The sequence below is a fragment of the Serratia sp. J2 genome, from assembly GCF_046269175.1.
GTDB lineage: Bacteria > Pseudomonadota > Gammaproteobacteria > Enterobacterales > Enterobacteriaceae > Chania > Chania fonticola_C.
In genome coordinates this window covers 24,145-38,757 of record NZ_JBKABN010000021.1, presented here as the reverse complement: position 1 = coordinate 38,757, position 14,613 = coordinate 24,145, and the positions used below count along the sequence as shown (strand labels likewise).

Genomic DNA, 14,613 nt, shown 5'->3' with positions numbered 1-14,613 from the left:
AATCATGCTTTCAAAGTATCAAGGTGATCCGCCCATTTTTGCAGCCAGACCTTACACTCAGGCTCGTAGCTATAAAGATCATAAGTGCCTTCGATACCTTTGCGGGAGTGGCCTAAAACAGCCTCTGCCACTTCGCTAGGGCATCCAAGACGAGCTAAGCCAGTACGTACGGTTCGGCGTAAGTCATGCGGTGTCCAAGGCGGGATATCGATCATTCTATTAAGTTCGCGTAAGCGGTGTGAGTCTTTATTAAGAAAATACTGTGTAATCGGTTTATTGGTTCTCCGCGAGGTAAAAAGGTAATGAGTCGAAGAATCTCGAAGTGATTTAAGAAAGTCGATTGCTTGCTTTGATAGCTGAACATGTCTTTCACTACCTGTTTTAGTCTCTTTCAGGTGAATGGTGCCTTTTTGGAGATCAACATTTTCCCAGGCCAATGCACAAATCTCACCCGTGCGGCAGCCGGTCAATAGTGTTAGCCATAAAACATTTTTAACATTAGGTGGAAAACTAGAATTAGGTAACCAATCGAGCATCTGCGCCAATTCACTTTCTGCTAAAACGCGCTTGCCAGGTTTAGCTGTGAGCTTTACTTTCGCTTGGGCAATGCTTGCTTTTGCCAGCAATGCGGGGTTGGCAAAGTTCTCGTCTAATTTACCGAGGCCGAGAGCAAATTCATAGGCAGCACACAATTCCCTCAGTATGCTACCAGCCAGCACGTTTGCCCCGCGTTGAACCGCAGCCATAACAAGTTCAATCACATCTTTACGCGTCACATCCTGAGCAGCCCGATCACCGATCTTCTCAACAACATCTTTCGTCAGGGTTCTTCTCGTAGCATACTGGCTTCTTGAGTTCCTAGCTCCCAAGATAATCTTCCCATCTTTCCCATGACGATCTTCAATGCGTTCGGTCAAGTACAATTCGACTAAATCTTTTACGGTGAAGACAGCCTGCTGCGCAGCCAACTCGACTTGCTGTTTGTGACTTTTTTCAGCTTTCAGTTCGCTCGCAGGGCATCGGCCTTCATTTTTTACCAGCTTGAGCATTTGCAATTCAGCACGAGCCTGAGCTAGGGTGATATTGGGGAAATGGCCGATTTTGACTTGGGTAAGTTTATGAGTGATGGGGCTGGTGTAGCGGTAAAAGAAAGTTTTAATGCCGGTGGCGCCGCAGGTGATCCTCAACCCACGATTTTCACTAGTATCAGCTTTGTCAGAGCAACCGGGTTTCATTGCTTCAATGGCTTTAGTTGACAGTGGTTTTTTCTCTGTTTTTTCCACTTAGTTAGCTCCATGCGTGGTTACTACTGTATGGCGTACATTATAACACAGGTAAACTGGCAAGCTACATTTTGACCTACATTAAAGTGTAGGATTCAGTGGTTTTCAGTGGGATTTGATGAGACAACAAGAAACAATACGCACATACAAAAATATTTATAAAACAGCAAATTGAACACCGAAATTCGTTATAAACACTGCCTTAAATCATTTTTGTAATGGTAATTTATAAGGAGTATTATCATATGATTGATCTGTATTACGCACCGACTCCCAATGGGCACAAAATTACCCTGCTTTTGGAGGAGGTTGGTTTACCTTATCGTATCCATCGCGTAAATATCAGTGCTGGCGATCAATTCACACCAGCGTTTTTAGCCATTTCTCCCAACAACAAAATCCCGGCAATCGTCGATCAACAACCCGTTGACGGTGGGGCTCCCATCAGCCTGTTTGAATCGGGTGAGATCCTGCTCTATCTGGCAGAGAAAACCGGCAAGCTGCTCAGCAAAGGGGTTCGCGAACGGGCAGCAACGCTACAGTGGTTATTTTGGCAGGTCGCCGGATTTGGGCCGATGCTTGGGCAAAATCATCACTTCAACCACTATGCCCCCCAACCTGTCCCCTACGCGATAGAACGCTACCAGCAGGAAACCAAACGCCTGTATGGCGTACTGGAAACCGAGTTGCAACGGCACCCTTACCTGGGCGGCGACAACTACAGCATTGCCGATATTGCGACTTATCCCTGGGTTGTGTCTCATCCGCGCCAGCGCATCGATCTGGCGGATTATCCGGCGGTGCGCAACTGGTTTGAACGCATCCGTAACCGCCCGGCAACGGAACGTGCCTATAAATTGGCAGATCAAGCCTAACGCGGCCCTCCCCCCTCTCTTACATCGTGTACTCATCGGAGAGGGGAAACCGGTGTGATCTCCCCCGCGTTGCTCTCTTTAAGCGTCTGGCTACATTATCTTTTCTTCACTTTCCGTGTATTCTGAGTACAAACAATCAGACCTCCGGAGAATCTCTGATGCCATGCCAGCAACCCGATGCCATTATCCGTATTAAAAACCTGCGGTTACGCACCTTCATCGGTATCAAGGAAGAAGAAATCAACAACCGTCAGGATGTTCTGATCAACGTGGCGATCCACTACCCGGCGGACAAGGCGCGTAATAGCGAAGACATTAGCGACGCCCTCAACTATCGCACCATCACCAAGGCGATCATTCGCCATATTGAAGACAATCGCTTCGCGCTGTTGGAAAAATTAACTCAGGATGTGCTCGACATAGTGAAACAACATCCATGGGTAACCTATGCTGAAGTAGAGATAGATAAATTGCTGGCCCTACGTTATGCCGACTCGGTTTCCATGACCATGAGTTACCGACGAGAAACCGCTTAGCACTCACCCCTACCAGGGAGGCCGACCATGAAGATCCTGATTACCGGCGCAACTGGGTTGATCGGCAGTAGCCTGACCAGGCAACTGCTGCACCTTTCGCATGAGCTCACCCTGTTGACGCGCAACGTCGCCAAAGCACGGGATAAGTTCGGCGATCGGCTCAGCTACTGGGCTTCGCTTGATGAACAACGCTCTCTGGACGGTTTTGATGCTGTGATCAACCTGGCGGGTGAGCCAATTGCGGACAAGCGCTGGAGCAAGGCGCAGAAAGAACTGCTGTGCCGCAGCCGTTGGGACTTGACCGAACGATTAGCTACGCTGATCGCCGCCAGCAATACCCCACCTTCGGTACTGATTTCGGGCTCGGCGGTCGGTTATTACGGCGATCAGGGCCAGGCGGTGGTAACGGAAGAAGAACCTCCGCACGATGAATTTACCCACCAGCTGTGTCAACGCTGGGAAGCTTTGGCCCTTCGGGCACAAAGTAGCTACACACGCGTCTGCCTGCTGCGTACCGGCGTTGTCTTGTCGCCCAAAGGGGGAGCACTGGCGAAAATGCTACCGCCATTCCGTATGGGCTTAGGCGGGCCGATCGGCAATGGCCGCCAGTATCTGCCCTGGATCCATATCGACGATATGGTCAATGCCATCATTTACCTGTTGGACAATCCTCCGCTGCGTGGGCCCTTCAATATGGTGGCACCTTATCCAGTGCATAACGAACAGTTCACCGCCACTCTGGCCAAGGTGCTGGATCGCCCGGCGTTTCTTCGTGCGCCCGCCTTTGCCATGCGCTTACTGATGGGTGAAGCGGCGGTGTTGGTATTAGGTGGGCAACGGGCGGTGCCGAGGAGGTTGGAAGAGGCGGGGTTTGTTTTCCGTTTCTTTGAGCTGGAGCAGGCGCTGGATGATGTGATCAATCAGCAGGCTTGATGACCTCTCCCACAGGGAGAGGGCGCTGTCAGCCCCTGCTTTGTTGAAAGTAAAGAGGTCATTACAGCATACTCGATCGACCCTTTCTCCAAAATACATCTCCCGTTTGACACCTCTTTTGTAGAGGGAAAATTTATCACCCTAAGTTGGTGCCCAAGATCATTAAGCCAAATCAATCACGGCATTTTCAGCCCACTCGATCGGTCCCCTCTCCCTGTGGGAGAGGGTTAGGGTGAGGGGCAAAATATCTACTTCAGCGCTCCGGAAAGGAACTGCTGCAAACGTGTGCTCTTAGGGTTACCAAACAACTCCGCAGGCGGCCCCTGCTCTTCAATCAGCCCCTGATGCAGGAAAATGACGTGGCTGGAGACATGGCGCGCAAACTCCATTTCGTGCGTCACTACCACCATGGTTTTCCCCTCTTCTGCCAATTTCTGCATAATGCGCAGCACTTCGCCCACCAGTTCAGGATCGAGCGCCGAAGTCGGTTCGTCGAACAGCAGCACTTCCGGCTCCATTGCCAACGCCCGGGCAATAGAAACCCGTTGCTGTTGCCCGCCGGAGAGGTGAACCGGGTATTTGATTTGTGCCCGCGCATCAATGCCGACCTTATCCAGATAGCGCACCGCCCGTTCCCGCGCCTCGGCCTTGCTCAGCCCCAGTACCTGGATTGGAGCTTCCATCACGTTCTCCAGCACCGTCATGTGGCTCCACAGGTTGAAATGCTGGAACACCATCGTCAGGCGGGTACGCAGCAGCTGCAGCTGTTTCTTGTCAAAGACTCTAAGCTGGCCATCCTTGTCGCGCACCATGCGAATATTTTCATTATTCAGGCTGATGGTGCCTTCGCTGGGCTTCTCCAGGAAGTTGATGCAACGCAGAAAGGTACTTTTACCGGAGCCGGAAGAACCGATAATGCTAATCACATCGCCCGCATTGGCCGCCAGGGAGACCCCTTTCAGTACTTCATGGTCACCATAACGCTTGTGCAGTTCGGTGACGGCTAATTTTTGTTCAGGCATGGTGGATCCCCGTCATTCATCGATGAGTTACGTGCGCCATCCAGCGTTTTTCTGCCCTGCGGAACAGGCTGATCAACGTGTAGGAGATAATCAGATACAGCACGGCCGCAATGCCAAAGGCATAAAACGGCTGGTAGGTCGCCGCGTTGATATCACGGGCTACCTTCAACAGGTCCGGCACCGTGGCGGTAAAGGCCAGCGCGGTCGAATGCAGCATCAGAATAACTTCATTGCTGTACGCCGGTAGTGCCGAACGCAGCGCCGAAGGCAAAATAATGCAACGATACAGCTTAAAGCTGGAAAACCCATAGGCCCTGGCCGCTTCAATTTCTCCGTGCGGCACCGAACGAATGGCCCCGGCGAAAATCTCCGTGGTATAGGCACAGGTATTCAGCGTTAGTGCCAAAATGGTGCAGTTTAATCCGCTGCGGAAAAACGCATTGAGCAGTTCAGTGCCCCGCACGATTTCCAGGCTGTACATACCGGAATAAAACACCAGCAATTGTACGTACAGCGGCGTACCGCGGAAAACATAGGTATACAACCATACCGGATAACGCACCCAACGGGTGGAAGAAACCCGAGCTACCGCCATCGGAATGGCCAGCAGCCCGCCCATGACCACCGAGGAGATCAGCAGCCACAGGGTCACCGCCACACCGGTATAGCGATAGCCATCGGTCCACAGCAGTTGCTGCCAATACTGATGCAGGATATCGATCATAGTTCGGCCCTTTTGACGCCCAATGAATAACGCCGCTCAAGCCACAGCAACACGCCGTTGGAAATCGTGGTGAATAACAGATACACCAAGCCTGCGACAATGGCATAGAAGAAAGGCTGATAGGTGCCCTTTCCTGCCAGCTGCGTGGCCTTTACCAGATCGTTGAGTCCAAGAATGGAGACCAAGGCCGTCGCCTTGAGGATCACCTGCCAGTTATTACCGATGCCGGGTAACGCAAAGCGCATCATGGCCGGGAACAGAATGCGACGGAAAATCTGCGCGTTGGAAAAACCGAAGGCGGTAGCCGCCTCGATCTGACCACGAGGCACCGCCAGGTAGGCTCCCCGAAAGGTTTCGGTAAAATAGGCTCCGTAGATAAAGCCCAGGGTAATAATGCCCGCCCCCAGCGGATCGATATCAATCTGTGAGAAGCCAAAAAACTCCGTCACGCTGTTGAGGGCAATTTGCAGACCGTAGAAAATCAACAGCATCAACACCAGGTCCGGCACGCCACGGATCAAGGTGGTATAGGCACCAAAGATCGTGGAAATAACAGGGTTTTGCGAAAGTTTACCGCCAGCGCCGATCAAACCAATCACCACCGCCAGCAATACGGAGCTGAGGGCCAGCTCCAGCGTCACCAGAGCCCCCTCAAATATCAGTTGGGAGTAACCTTGTAGCATTTACGTCACCCTGTCGTCATTGAGCACGTCATGACACTCCAGCCAGAACAGGCCCGGAGAACCGGGCCTGTTGCCATAGAGAGTACCCGACAGGAATTAGCCGCCGTAAACGTCAAAGTCGAAGTATTTTTTCGCGAACTTATCGTAGGTGCCGTCTTTGCGCATTTCGGCAAAGGCTTTGTCTAACGCCGCTTTCAGCTCGGTTTCATCCTTGCGCAGGCCCATACCGGTGCCGACACCAAAGAATTTATCGTCCTTCACCGACTCACCGGCAAACGCGTACTCCTTGCCTGGAGGCTGTTTCAGGAAACCTTCGCTCGCTGCGACTTCATCCTGAAACGCTGCGTCAATACGCCCGGAAGCCAGATCCGCGTACACCAGATCCTGATTCTGGTAAGGCACCACGGTCACGCCTTTTGGCTGCCAATTGGCGTTAGCAAAGGCTTCCTGGGTGGTACCCTGCAATACGCCGATGCTTTTGCCCTTCAGCGCATCGACGGTTGGCAGGATCTTGGAGCCTTTGGGTGCGATCAGGCGTGAGTTGGCCGCAAACAGCTTGTCGGTAAAGGCAATTTCCTGCTGGCGTTTTTCGGTAATGGACAGAGAAGAGATGATTGCGTCGATTTTCTTCGCTTTCAGGGAGGGGATCAGCGCATCAAAATCGCTTTCCACAAAGATACACTTGGTATTTATGCGTTTGCACAGCTCGGTGGCCAGATCGATATCGAAGCCAACCAGTTGACCCTGCGCATTTTTCGACTCAAACGGCGCATAGGTGGGATCGGTACCGATTTTCAGCGTGGAAGGTAATGCGGCGAATGCACTGCTAACCGCGCTCAAAGCCAAAACTAAAGGGAGAACTTTAACAAGCTTTTTCATAATTACCCTCAAATGGATATTTTTGCCGATGCCACTACGGGCATTACTTTCATCACACACAGGATCTGCAGTAATCATGCCACTTTGTCATTAGCGAGCGCGGGGAACGGCCACGCTCTGTTCAAAGCTCTTCCCAGAGACAATCAACGACAAAATGAACGGCAAACTCGGGCTTCGCCACGGAAAACCAGCAAGATACTGAAACAGAGTGCATGGGGAAGCAGGATCATTATGATGCATCAATCGCACTAAATCAGTGCGATGTTGCACAAATGTATAAATTTGAGGGTGAGTTAGTTAATTAACGCCTTGCCAACGCGTGAAGAGATCTTGCGGCAGTTCGATGTCAAACTGGTCGATGACCCGATTAACGGTCTGATCGATAATATCGTCAACGGTTTGCGGACGATGGTAGAAAGCCGGTACCGGCGGCATAATCACCGCCCCCATCTCCGCTGCCTGGGTCATCAGCCGCAGATGGCCCAGGTGCAACGGCGTTTCGCGCACGCAGAGCACCAGTGGCCGACGCTCTTTGAGCACCACATCGGCGGCGCGAGTCAACAACCCATCGCTGTAACTGTTGACGATGCCAGATAACGTTTTGATTGAGCATGGCAAAATCACCATCCCCATGGTTTTGAACGATCCGGAGGAAATACTGGCGGCAATATCACGCGCATCGTGCACCACATCGGCCAAGGCCTGAACGTCACGCAGGCTCAGAGAAGTTTCCAGGGCCAGCGTCTGGCGTGCCGCGTTGCTCATTAACAGGTGGGTTTCCACCTCTTCTACCCCACGCAGCACCTGCAATAAGCGCACGCCGTAGATAGCGCCGCTGGCGCCGGAAATACCGATAATGAGTCTTTTCATCAAGCTGGCCTTTGTCGGGAAATATGCCGTAAGGATAGCCGAATAGGGGCAGGTTTGGCAGCAACCTTCGTAGATTCGAGGTGGGAATAAGACAATGCACCGTAACCAACGCTACGGTGCACCGTTTTGGTGAAGCACGTGGGCGCGTTAGCCCTCGTTATGCATTTCCAGATTTTCTGCTTCTGTCTGGCCGCGCAACGCTTTGGCATCGTCATTACGCAGCGTTTCCAGATACTCCAGATAGCTCTGGTCAACGTCTTTGGTCACGTAGATGCCGTTAAACACCGAGCATTCGAACTGGGCAATGTCCGGGTTCTCTTCGCGTACTGCGGCGATCAGGTCATCCAGATCCTGGAAAATCAGGCCGTCGGCACCAATAATCTGGCGGATTTCGTCCACTTCACGCCCATGGGCAATCAACTCCGTGGCGCTCGGCATATCGATACCGTACACGTTAGGGAAGCGGATCTCCGGGGCGGCAGAAGCCAGATAAACCCGTTTGGCACCGGCGTCACGCGCCATCTCCACAATCTGCTCTGAAGTGGTACCACGGACGATGGAGTCATCAACCAGCAGCACGTTCTTATCGCGGAATTCGGCACGATTGGCGTTCAGCTTGCGGCGTACCGACTTACGACGAGCCTGCTGGCCCGGCATGATGAAAGTACGGCCAACATAGCGGTTTTTGACGAAGCCCTGGCGATACGGCTTATCCAGAATACGGGCAATTTCCAGCGCGATATCGCAAGAGGTTTCCGGGATCGGGATCACCACGTCGATATCCAGATCTTCCCATTCGCGCGCAATCTTCTCACCCAATTTCTGCCCCATACGCACGCGGGCGCTGTAGACGGAGATCTTGTCCATAAAGGAGTCAGGACGGGCAAAATAGACATACTCGAACAGGCAAGGATTGGTTTTTGGGTTCTCCGCGCACTGGCGAGTGAACAGCTGGCCTTTTTCGGTGATATACACCGCTTCGCCCGGCGCCACATCGCGCAGGAAGTCGAAGCCCAAGGTATCCAGCGCCACGCTCTCAGAGGCCACCATGTACTCACAGCGGCCATCTTCCAGCTCACGTTTGCCGATCACCAGCGGGCGAATGCCGTTGGGATCGCGGAACGCCACCAGACCGTGGCCGATAATCATGGCCACGCAGGCATAAGCGCCACGCAGTTGCTGATGCATCGCGGCAACGGCGGTAAAAATGTTGTCGGACTCCAGTGGATAATGCGGGAAACGGTCAAGCTCGGTGGCCAGCACGTTCAGCAGGATCTCGGAATCGGAAGTGGTGTTGACATGACGACGGCCACGTTCAAACAGCTGTTGGCGCAGTTCGTGGGCGTTGGTCAGGTTGCCGTTGTGTGCCAGCGTAATGCCGAACGGCGAGTTGACATAGAAAGGTTGAGCTTCTGAAGCGCTGGAGCTGCCAGCCGTTGGGTAACGTACATGGCCAATGCCCATGTTGCCCTGCAGGCGCAGCATATGGCGGGCTTCAAAAACATCTTTCACCAGACCATTTGCCTTGCGCAGGCGGAACCCATTATGGGCATCAATAGTGACGATGCCAGCGGCATCCTGTCCACGATGCTGGAGCACCATCAATGCATCATAAATCGACTGGTTTACCGGCATAAAACCGGCGATACCGACAATACCGCACATGTTGTCTTTTCCTCTAAGCCGCTACCGCCCCGGTAATTGGGTTGGTAAGAAACTCGACGTGCTTTGCAGATAGTCAAAGAACCATCTGATGATGTAACTGAACTGGGGGATCAACTGTGACTGTTTCCAGTCCGCACTTTGCGACAGGGTGGTAAAGGTATCCAGGAAGAACAGTATCGCCGCTACGATCAACACGCCGCGCAGTGCGCCGAAACACACGCCCAGCACCCGATCGGTGCCCGATAATCCGGTTTTCTCTACCAGTGACCCAATCACATAGTTAACGATAGCGCCCACAATCAGCGTTGCAATAAACAAAATGGCAATCGCAATGCCGTTACGTACCAGCTCATCTTCAAAACGGGTGAAGTAGGCTGCAAGGTATGGGTAGAAATGGCTGGCAACAAAGAACGCACATCCCCATGTCACAAGTGACAATGCTTCGCGAACAAAACCTCGGATCAGGCTCACCAGAGCCGAAAATCCAATCAACGCTATAATGACGTAATCAATCCAGACCATGAACTATTCCAATGATGAATCGCCCCTGCATCCAATCGCGGCGAATTCTAACAGAAAAAGAAAACGTTTGCGTAGCGGATTTCCCACCACGTAACAAATAAAAAACGGCGATGTTACCCTATGGATTTCAAGCTGCAGCCAGGCGACAAGCTATCTCATCCTCAGGAGCTTACGTTTAGTAAGTGACTGGGGTGAGATAGCGCAGGTAACAACGCTGCAGCTTGAAAGACGACGGGTATTAAAATTGCTAATCGCCGCGCCTACTTAGGTCATCAGGCCTGTGAAAGGCACATTTTTAGTGGTGATTTGGCAATCCTCCTCCTTGAGCACAGTGGCCCCTCACCCTAACCCTCTCCCACAGGGAGAGGGGATCGTCCGAGTCGCTGTTAGCAGCTGTGACACTACTCAGTTCCCTCTTGATATTTAACAAGAGCATAGGAAAAACTACTGGCTTATACCCTATGGATTTCGAGTTGCAGCTAGGCGACAAGCTATCTCATCCCCAGGAGCTTACTTTAGTAAGTGACTGGGGTGAGATAGCGCAGGTAACAACGCTGCAGCTTGAAAGACGACGGGTATATCAACGCGCGCTATACGCCTTCACCTGCCCGCTTAACCCACTGATCCCATTCAGCTCCGCCAGCGAAGCCTGCAGTTTCTGCTTCGAGGCATCTGGGCCAACGTAGATGCGGGTGATTTCCCCCTGCACCGGCGTGGAGGGCACGGTATAAGCCCGGTGCCCAGACAGGCGCAGCGAAGCGACGATCTCATTGACCTTGGCAGCATTCTTCAACGCCCCCAACTGCACCACATAAGCCTGGCCAGCCGGTGCCTTTTCTTCAACCGCAGGTTTGGTTTCAGGCTTCGGCTCTGGTTTCACTTCCGGTTTTGGCTCTACCTTTGGCGGTGTTGGCACCGGCTTAGGTTTCACTTCCACTGGCTTCACCTCTACCGGTTTAGGTTCCACAGGCTTAGGTTTAGTTGGCTGAACCGGTTTGGTTTCGATAGGTGGCGGAGCAACAACCGCAGGCTGCTGTGGTTGAGTCGTTTGATTAGCCGCCTGCTGGGCGGAAGCCTCGGCGGCGGCCTGCTGTTGTTCAACCAAAGCACCAGCCCCTTCAGGCGGCACTGAAGGTAGCGCCTGATTGGCCGGTGGGATCACGTCGATTTCATGAGCATCCCCAGGCTTGGGCACCAACGGGATCGCCGCAAACTCATCCTCATAATGCTTCTTTTTGCCGTCAAGCAGCCCCGGCAGGACAATCACCCCCAGGGCAACCAAAATCACGGTTCCGACCAGTCGATTCTGAAATTTACTTGCCACTCACACTCCCCGCCTCTCGTCTAACGCCGCCATCACGTGGGCAACAGTGTGGAAAGACCCACAGACGATCACAATATCCTGAATATCCGCGTCCTGCATAGCCTGACGCCAGGCAGTTTCGACATCGGCAAACTTGCGTGGTTCCGTTAAATACTGTGCCAGCAGCTCAACGCTGGCTCCGCGCGGGCCTTCCAGCGGCGCACAATACCACTCGTCCACCTGCTCGCTCAGGCAGGCCAGCGTACCGGCAATATCCTTGTCTGACAGCATCCCCACCACCGCGCGTACTACGCCGCCATTGCGGGGAAGTTTCGCCAGTCGCCCAGCCAGATAGGCCGCAGCATGGGGGTTGTGGGCAACGTCCAGGATCAGCTGCGGGTTCTGCTGCACGGTCTGAAAACGCCCTGGCAAAGCGGCCTGCTGTAGACCGGCAAAAATCACCTTCTCGTCGATTTCCAGCGCTGAATAGTGCAGCGCAGCCAATGCCGTCGCCGCATTGGCCAAGGGGACGTTAGGCATAGGGAGATCGGTCAGGCGTGTGCCGCCCCCTTCCCATTGCCAGCGTTCGCCCTGTTCACTGAACGACCAGGCTTCATCACGGCGGTACAGTTGAGCGTTGAGATCTTCCGCTACCTGCTGGATGCTATGTGGCATATCCGGCTCACCGACCACGGCAGGCTTGCCGCCACGGAAAATCCCCGCCTTCTCGCGGCCGATGCTTTCACGATCGTGGCCTAGCCAGTCGGTGTGATCCAGCGCAATGCTGGTCACCACGGCGACGCTTGGCTCGACGATATTGGTCGCGTCCAGACGCCCACCTAGCCCCACTTCCAGGATCACCACGTCAAGCTTAGCCTGTTTAAACAGCTGCAATGCCGACAGGGTGCCAAATTCGAAATAGGTCAGCGAGGTTTCCCCCCTGCCAGCTTCAATCGCGGCAAAAGAGCGGCTGTGTTCAGCCTCACTCAGCTCTTCACCCTGAATGCGAACCCGTTCGGTGTAACGCACCAAATGCGGTGAACTGTAAACCCCGACCCGCAGCCCGGTAGCCAGCAAAATGGCCTCTAACGTGCGGCAGGTGGTGCCTTTGCCGTTAGTACCGGCAACGGTAAATACGGTAGGAGCAGGAGTGAGAAGGTCGAGGTGCGCCGCAACGTGTTGCACACGCTCCAGGCCGAGTTCGATCGCCTGGCTATGCAGACGTTCCAGATAGTAAAGCCACGAGCTCAATGGCGACGTGGCTTGGGGAATTTGGTGGTTTTGCATGAGTCCCATCACTGACTTTGGGTTCATAAATCCGTAAGACGCATCGCCCTGACGACGTCAAAAGCGATGCTCTTCGTTTCCCGCCGCAACTTAGCCACAAAATGGCGGCGGAACCCGGCGCAGGCTTGCACCTATACCGGGTCTTTGTCTGCGCCTCAGGCGTCGGCCTGATTTTCCTGAGCGATGACCGGCGCCGCCTCATCGAAATGCGGCTGCGGCTGGTTAGTCAGCTTGGAAAGAATGCTGGCCAGGGTCTGACGCATCACCGGGCGGCGCACGATCATGTCGATAGCGCCCTTTTCAATCAGGAACTCGCTGCGCTGGAAGCCCGGCGGCAGTTTTTCACGTACGGTTTGTTCGATAACCCGTGGCCCGGCAAAGCCGATCAGCGCTTTTGGCTCGGCAATGTTGATATCGCCCAGCATCGCCAGGCTGGCGGATACGCCACCCATGGTTGGATCGGTCAGTACCGAAATATACGGCAGGCCACGCTCTTGCAGCTTGGCCAACGCGGCGCTGGTTTTCGCCATCTGCATCAGCGACATCAGCGCTTCCTGCATACGCGCACCGCCACTGGCAGAGAAGCACACCAGCGGGCAGTTATCTTCCAACGCCTGCTCAACCGCACGCACAAAGCGCGCACCGACCACGGAAGACATCGAACCACCGATAAAGGCGAATTCGAAGGAGGCCGCGACGATCGGCATGCCATACAGCGTGCCCTTCATCACCACCAGCGCGTCTTTCTCGCCGGTTGCTTTCTGTGCGGCAACCAGACGATCTTTGTACTTTTTGGAATCCTTGAACTTCAGAACGTCTTTCGGCTCCAGTTCGCTGCCCAGTTCCACTTCACTGCCTTCATCCAGCAAGGTATGCAGACGCATACGGGCTGACATGCGCATGTGGTGGTCGCACTTGGGGCAGACCTCAAGGTTACGCTCCAGTTCGGCACGGTAAAGAACCTGACCACAGCTATCGCATTTGGTCCAGACCCCTTCAGGAATGCTCACCTTACGGGTTTGCGTAACATTGCTTTTGTTGAGAATTCGTTCAATCCAGCTCATCGATGACCTTTCTGTTTGAACCTGGCAGACCCTAGTCCGCTGTTCATGCCTTAACAATCCTCCCGGAACACACCCAATGCAAAAATGCCGAGCTCAGCGCAACAGGTGCGCTACCAAGGCATTGGCTTCAGGGTCGTTCGCGGGAACAGACCATAAATGTCGCTCATTAAACCATATCGGCCCGATTGTGTGGACAAAAAACTGGTCGAACCGACAGGTTAAGCGGTGTTTTTACTGTTTTTGTTGGCGGGCAGCCGCACGTTTATGGCGCCAGATTTCAATAATGCCCGGCAGAATTGAAACCAGGATGATGCCAACAATCAACAACTTCAAGTTTTCCTGCACGATCGGCAAGTCGCCAAACAGGTAGCCAGCATAAGTGAACAGCAGCACCCAAAGTAGCGCACCAATCACGTTATAGGCAGCAAAGTGGCGATAGGACATATGCCCCATGCCGGCCACGAACGGCGCAAAGGTGCGCACGATCGGCACAAATCGCGCCAGAATAATGGTTTTTCCGCCGTGTTTTTCGTAGAACTGGTGGGTTTTGTCCAGATAGCTACGACGGAAAATTTTCGAGTTCGGGTTGCTGAACAGCTTTTCGCCGAACAGCCGACCAATAGTGTAGTTGACGGCATCGCCAATCACCGCTGCAATCACCATCAATGCCACCATGGTATGTACGTTGAGATCGTTCGAAGGTAACGCGGCCAGCGCACCAGCGACAAACAGCAGAGAATCCCCCGGCAGGAACGGCGTAACCACCAGCCCGGTTTCACAAAACAGGATCAGGAACAGAATACCGTAAACCCACATACCGTATTGCGCGACCAGTTCTGCCAGGTGCACATCAATATGCAAAATAAAATCAATCAGAAACTTGATGATGTCCATAAACTCTCTCAATTGACCAGGTGTCTCTCTCACCCGGCGTTGGCACCAGTAAATAACGTATTAATCTGCCAGC

Annotated in this window: 15 protein-coding genes; 3 read left to right on the top strand and 12 right to left on the bottom strand. The window is 53.4% G+C overall.

Features of this window, described 5'->3' with window-relative positions:
- Window positions 1-2: 2 nt before the first annotated feature.
- Window positions 3-1,283 carry a tyrosine-type recombinase/integrase gene (locus ACKWMY_RS19990; protein ID WP_409486882.1) on the bottom strand — a complete coding sequence of 427 codons (1,281 nt, stop codon included), beginning with the start codon at window positions 1,281-1,283 and terminating at the stop codon, window positions 3-5.
- 245 nt (window positions 1,284-1,528) lie between these two features.
- On the opposite strand from ACKWMY_RS19990, the gene yfcG reads away from it, so the two are divergent.
- From yfcG to ACKWMY_RS19975, 3 genes are all read left to right on the top strand, one after another.
- Window positions 1,529-2,158, top strand: coding sequence for a GSH-dependent disulfide bond oxidoreductase (gene yfcG / locus ACKWMY_RS19985; protein ID WP_021806021.1), 630 nt, complete (start codon window positions 1,529-1,531; stop codon window positions 2,156-2,158).
- Between the two features lie 158 nt (window positions 2,159-2,316).
- Window positions 2,317-2,694 carry a dihydroneopterin triphosphate 2'-epimerase gene (gene folX, locus ACKWMY_RS19980; RefSeq protein ID WP_021178565.1) on the top strand — a complete coding sequence of 126 codons (378 nt, stop codon included), beginning with the start codon at window positions 2,317-2,319 and terminating at the stop codon, window positions 2,692-2,694.
- Window positions 2,695-2,721: 27 nt separating this feature from the next.
- Entirely contained in the window at window positions 2,722-3,627 is a 906-nt protein-coding gene (locus ACKWMY_RS19975) for a TIGR01777 family oxidoreductase (protein ID WP_024485206.1), read from the top strand.
- A 248-nt stretch (window positions 3,628-3,875) separates the two neighbouring features.
- Here ACKWMY_RS19975 and hisP read toward each other — a convergent pair whose 3' ends face one another.
- The 11 genes from hisP to ACKWMY_RS19920 form a co-directional block, all read right to left on the bottom strand.
- Window positions 3,876-4,649 (bottom strand): histidine ABC transporter ATP-binding protein HisP, encoded by a 774-nt coding sequence (gene hisP / locus ACKWMY_RS19970; RefSeq protein ID WP_024530664.1) that lies wholly within the window; start codon window positions 4,647-4,649, stop codon window positions 3,876-3,878.
- 16 nt (window positions 4,650-4,665) lie between these two features.
- The gene (locus ACKWMY_RS19965) at window positions 4,666-5,373 is read right to left on the bottom strand and encodes an ABC transporter permease (RefSeq protein ID WP_024485209.1); all 708 of its coding nucleotides are present in this window, start codon (window positions 5,371-5,373) and stop codon (window positions 4,666-4,668) included.
- Window positions 5,370-6,056, bottom strand: coding sequence for a histidine ABC transporter permease HisQ (locus tag ACKWMY_RS19960; RefSeq protein ID WP_024530663.1), 687 nt, complete (start codon window positions 6,054-6,056; stop codon window positions 5,370-5,372). The genes ACKWMY_RS19965 and ACKWMY_RS19960 overlap by 4 nt, the downstream gene beginning before the upstream one ends.
- 96 nt (window positions 6,057-6,152) lie before the next feature.
- Window positions 6,153-6,935, bottom strand: a complete 783-nt coding sequence (gene hisJ / locus ACKWMY_RS19955) for a histidine ABC transporter substrate-binding protein HisJ (RefSeq protein WP_024530662.1) — start codon at window positions 6,933-6,935, stop codon at window positions 6,153-6,155.
- 297 nt (window positions 6,936-7,232) lie between these two features.
- A complete protein-coding gene (locus ACKWMY_RS19950; protein ID WP_309048623.1) occupies window positions 7,233-7,805 on the bottom strand; it encodes a UbiX family flavin prenyltransferase in 573 nt (190 codons plus the stop codon).
- Window positions 7,806-7,952: 147 nt separating this feature from the next.
- On the bottom strand, window positions 7,953-9,470 hold the full coding sequence (gene purF, locus ACKWMY_RS19945) for an amidophosphoribosyltransferase (protein ID WP_021178572.1): 1,518 nt from the start codon (window positions 9,468-9,470) through the stop codon (window positions 7,953-7,955).
- Between the two features lie 21 nt (window positions 9,471-9,491).
- A complete protein-coding gene (gene cvpA, locus ACKWMY_RS19940) occupies window positions 9,492-9,992 on the bottom strand; it encodes a colicin V production protein (protein WP_024485212.1) in 501 nt (166 codons plus the stop codon).
- A gap of 580 nt (window positions 9,993-10,572) precedes the next feature.
- Window positions 10,573-11,316, bottom strand: coding sequence for a cell division protein DedD (gene dedD, locus ACKWMY_RS19935; protein WP_409486881.1), 744 nt, complete (start codon window positions 11,314-11,316; stop codon window positions 10,573-10,575).
- On the bottom strand, window positions 11,317-12,582 hold the full coding sequence (gene folC / locus ACKWMY_RS19930) for a bifunctional tetrahydrofolate synthase/dihydrofolate synthase (RefSeq protein ID WP_409486880.1): 1,266 nt from the start codon (window positions 12,580-12,582) through the stop codon (window positions 11,317-11,319).
- A 155-nt stretch (window positions 12,583-12,737) separates the two neighbouring features.
- On the bottom strand, window positions 12,738-13,646 hold the full coding sequence (gene accD / locus ACKWMY_RS19925; protein ID WP_021178576.1) for an acetyl-CoA carboxylase, carboxyltransferase subunit beta: 909 nt from the start codon (window positions 13,644-13,646) through the stop codon (window positions 12,738-12,740).
- Between the two features lie 231 nt (window positions 13,647-13,877).
- Window positions 13,878-14,540 carry a DedA family protein gene (locus tag ACKWMY_RS19920; protein ID WP_024485601.1) on the bottom strand — a complete coding sequence of 221 codons (663 nt, stop codon included), beginning with the start codon at window positions 14,538-14,540 and terminating at the stop codon, window positions 13,878-13,880.
- Window positions 14,541-14,613 lie beyond the last annotated feature (73 nt).

Bases quoted from the DNA above. Each gene is read 5' to 3' on its own strand.
- yfcG (WP_021806021.1), top strand. From the start codon at position 1,529: ATGATTGATCTGTATTACGCACCGACTCCCAATGGGCACAAAATTACC.
- folX (WP_021178565.1), top strand. From the start codon at position 2,317: ATGCCATGCCAGCAACCCGATGCCATTATCCGTATTAAAAACCTGCGG.
- ACKWMY_RS19975 (WP_024485206.1), top strand. From the start codon at position 2,722: ATGAAGATCCTGATTACCGGCGCAACTGGGTTGATCGGCAGTAGCCTG.
- hisP (WP_024530664.1), bottom strand. From the start codon at position 4,649: ATGCCTGAACAAAAATTAGCCGTCACCGAACTGCACAAGCGTTATGGT.
- ACKWMY_RS19965 (WP_024485209.1), bottom strand. From the start codon at position 5,373: ATGATCGATATCCTGCATCAGTATTGGCAGCAACTGCTGTGGACCGAT.
- ACKWMY_RS19960 (WP_024530663.1), bottom strand. From the start codon at position 6,056: ATGCTACAAGGTTACTCCCAACTGATATTTGAGGGGGCTCTGGTGACG.
- hisJ (WP_024530662.1), bottom strand. From the start codon at position 6,935: ATGAAAAAGCTTGTTAAAGTTCTCCCTTTAGTTTTGGCTTTGAGCGCG.
- ACKWMY_RS19950 (WP_309048623.1), bottom strand. From the start codon at position 7,805: ATGAAAAGACTCATTATCGGTATTTCCGGCGCCAGCGGCGCTATCTAC.
- purF (WP_021178572.1), bottom strand. From the start codon at position 9,470: ATGTGCGGTATTGTCGGTATCGCCGGTTTTATGCCGGTAAACCAGTCG.
- cvpA (WP_024485212.1), bottom strand. From the start codon at position 9,992: ATGGTCTGGATTGATTACGTCATTATAGCGTTGATTGGATTTTCGGCT.
- folC (WP_409486880.1), bottom strand. From the start codon at position 12,582: ATGCAAAACCACCAAATTCCCCAAGCCACGTCGCCATTGAGCTCGTGG.
- accD (WP_021178576.1), bottom strand. From the start codon at position 13,646: ATGAGCTGGATTGAACGAATTCTCAACAAAAGCAATGTTACGCAAACC.
- ACKWMY_RS19920 (WP_024485601.1), bottom strand. From the start codon at position 14,540: ATGGACATCATCAAGTTTCTGATTGATTTTATTTTGCATATTGATGTG.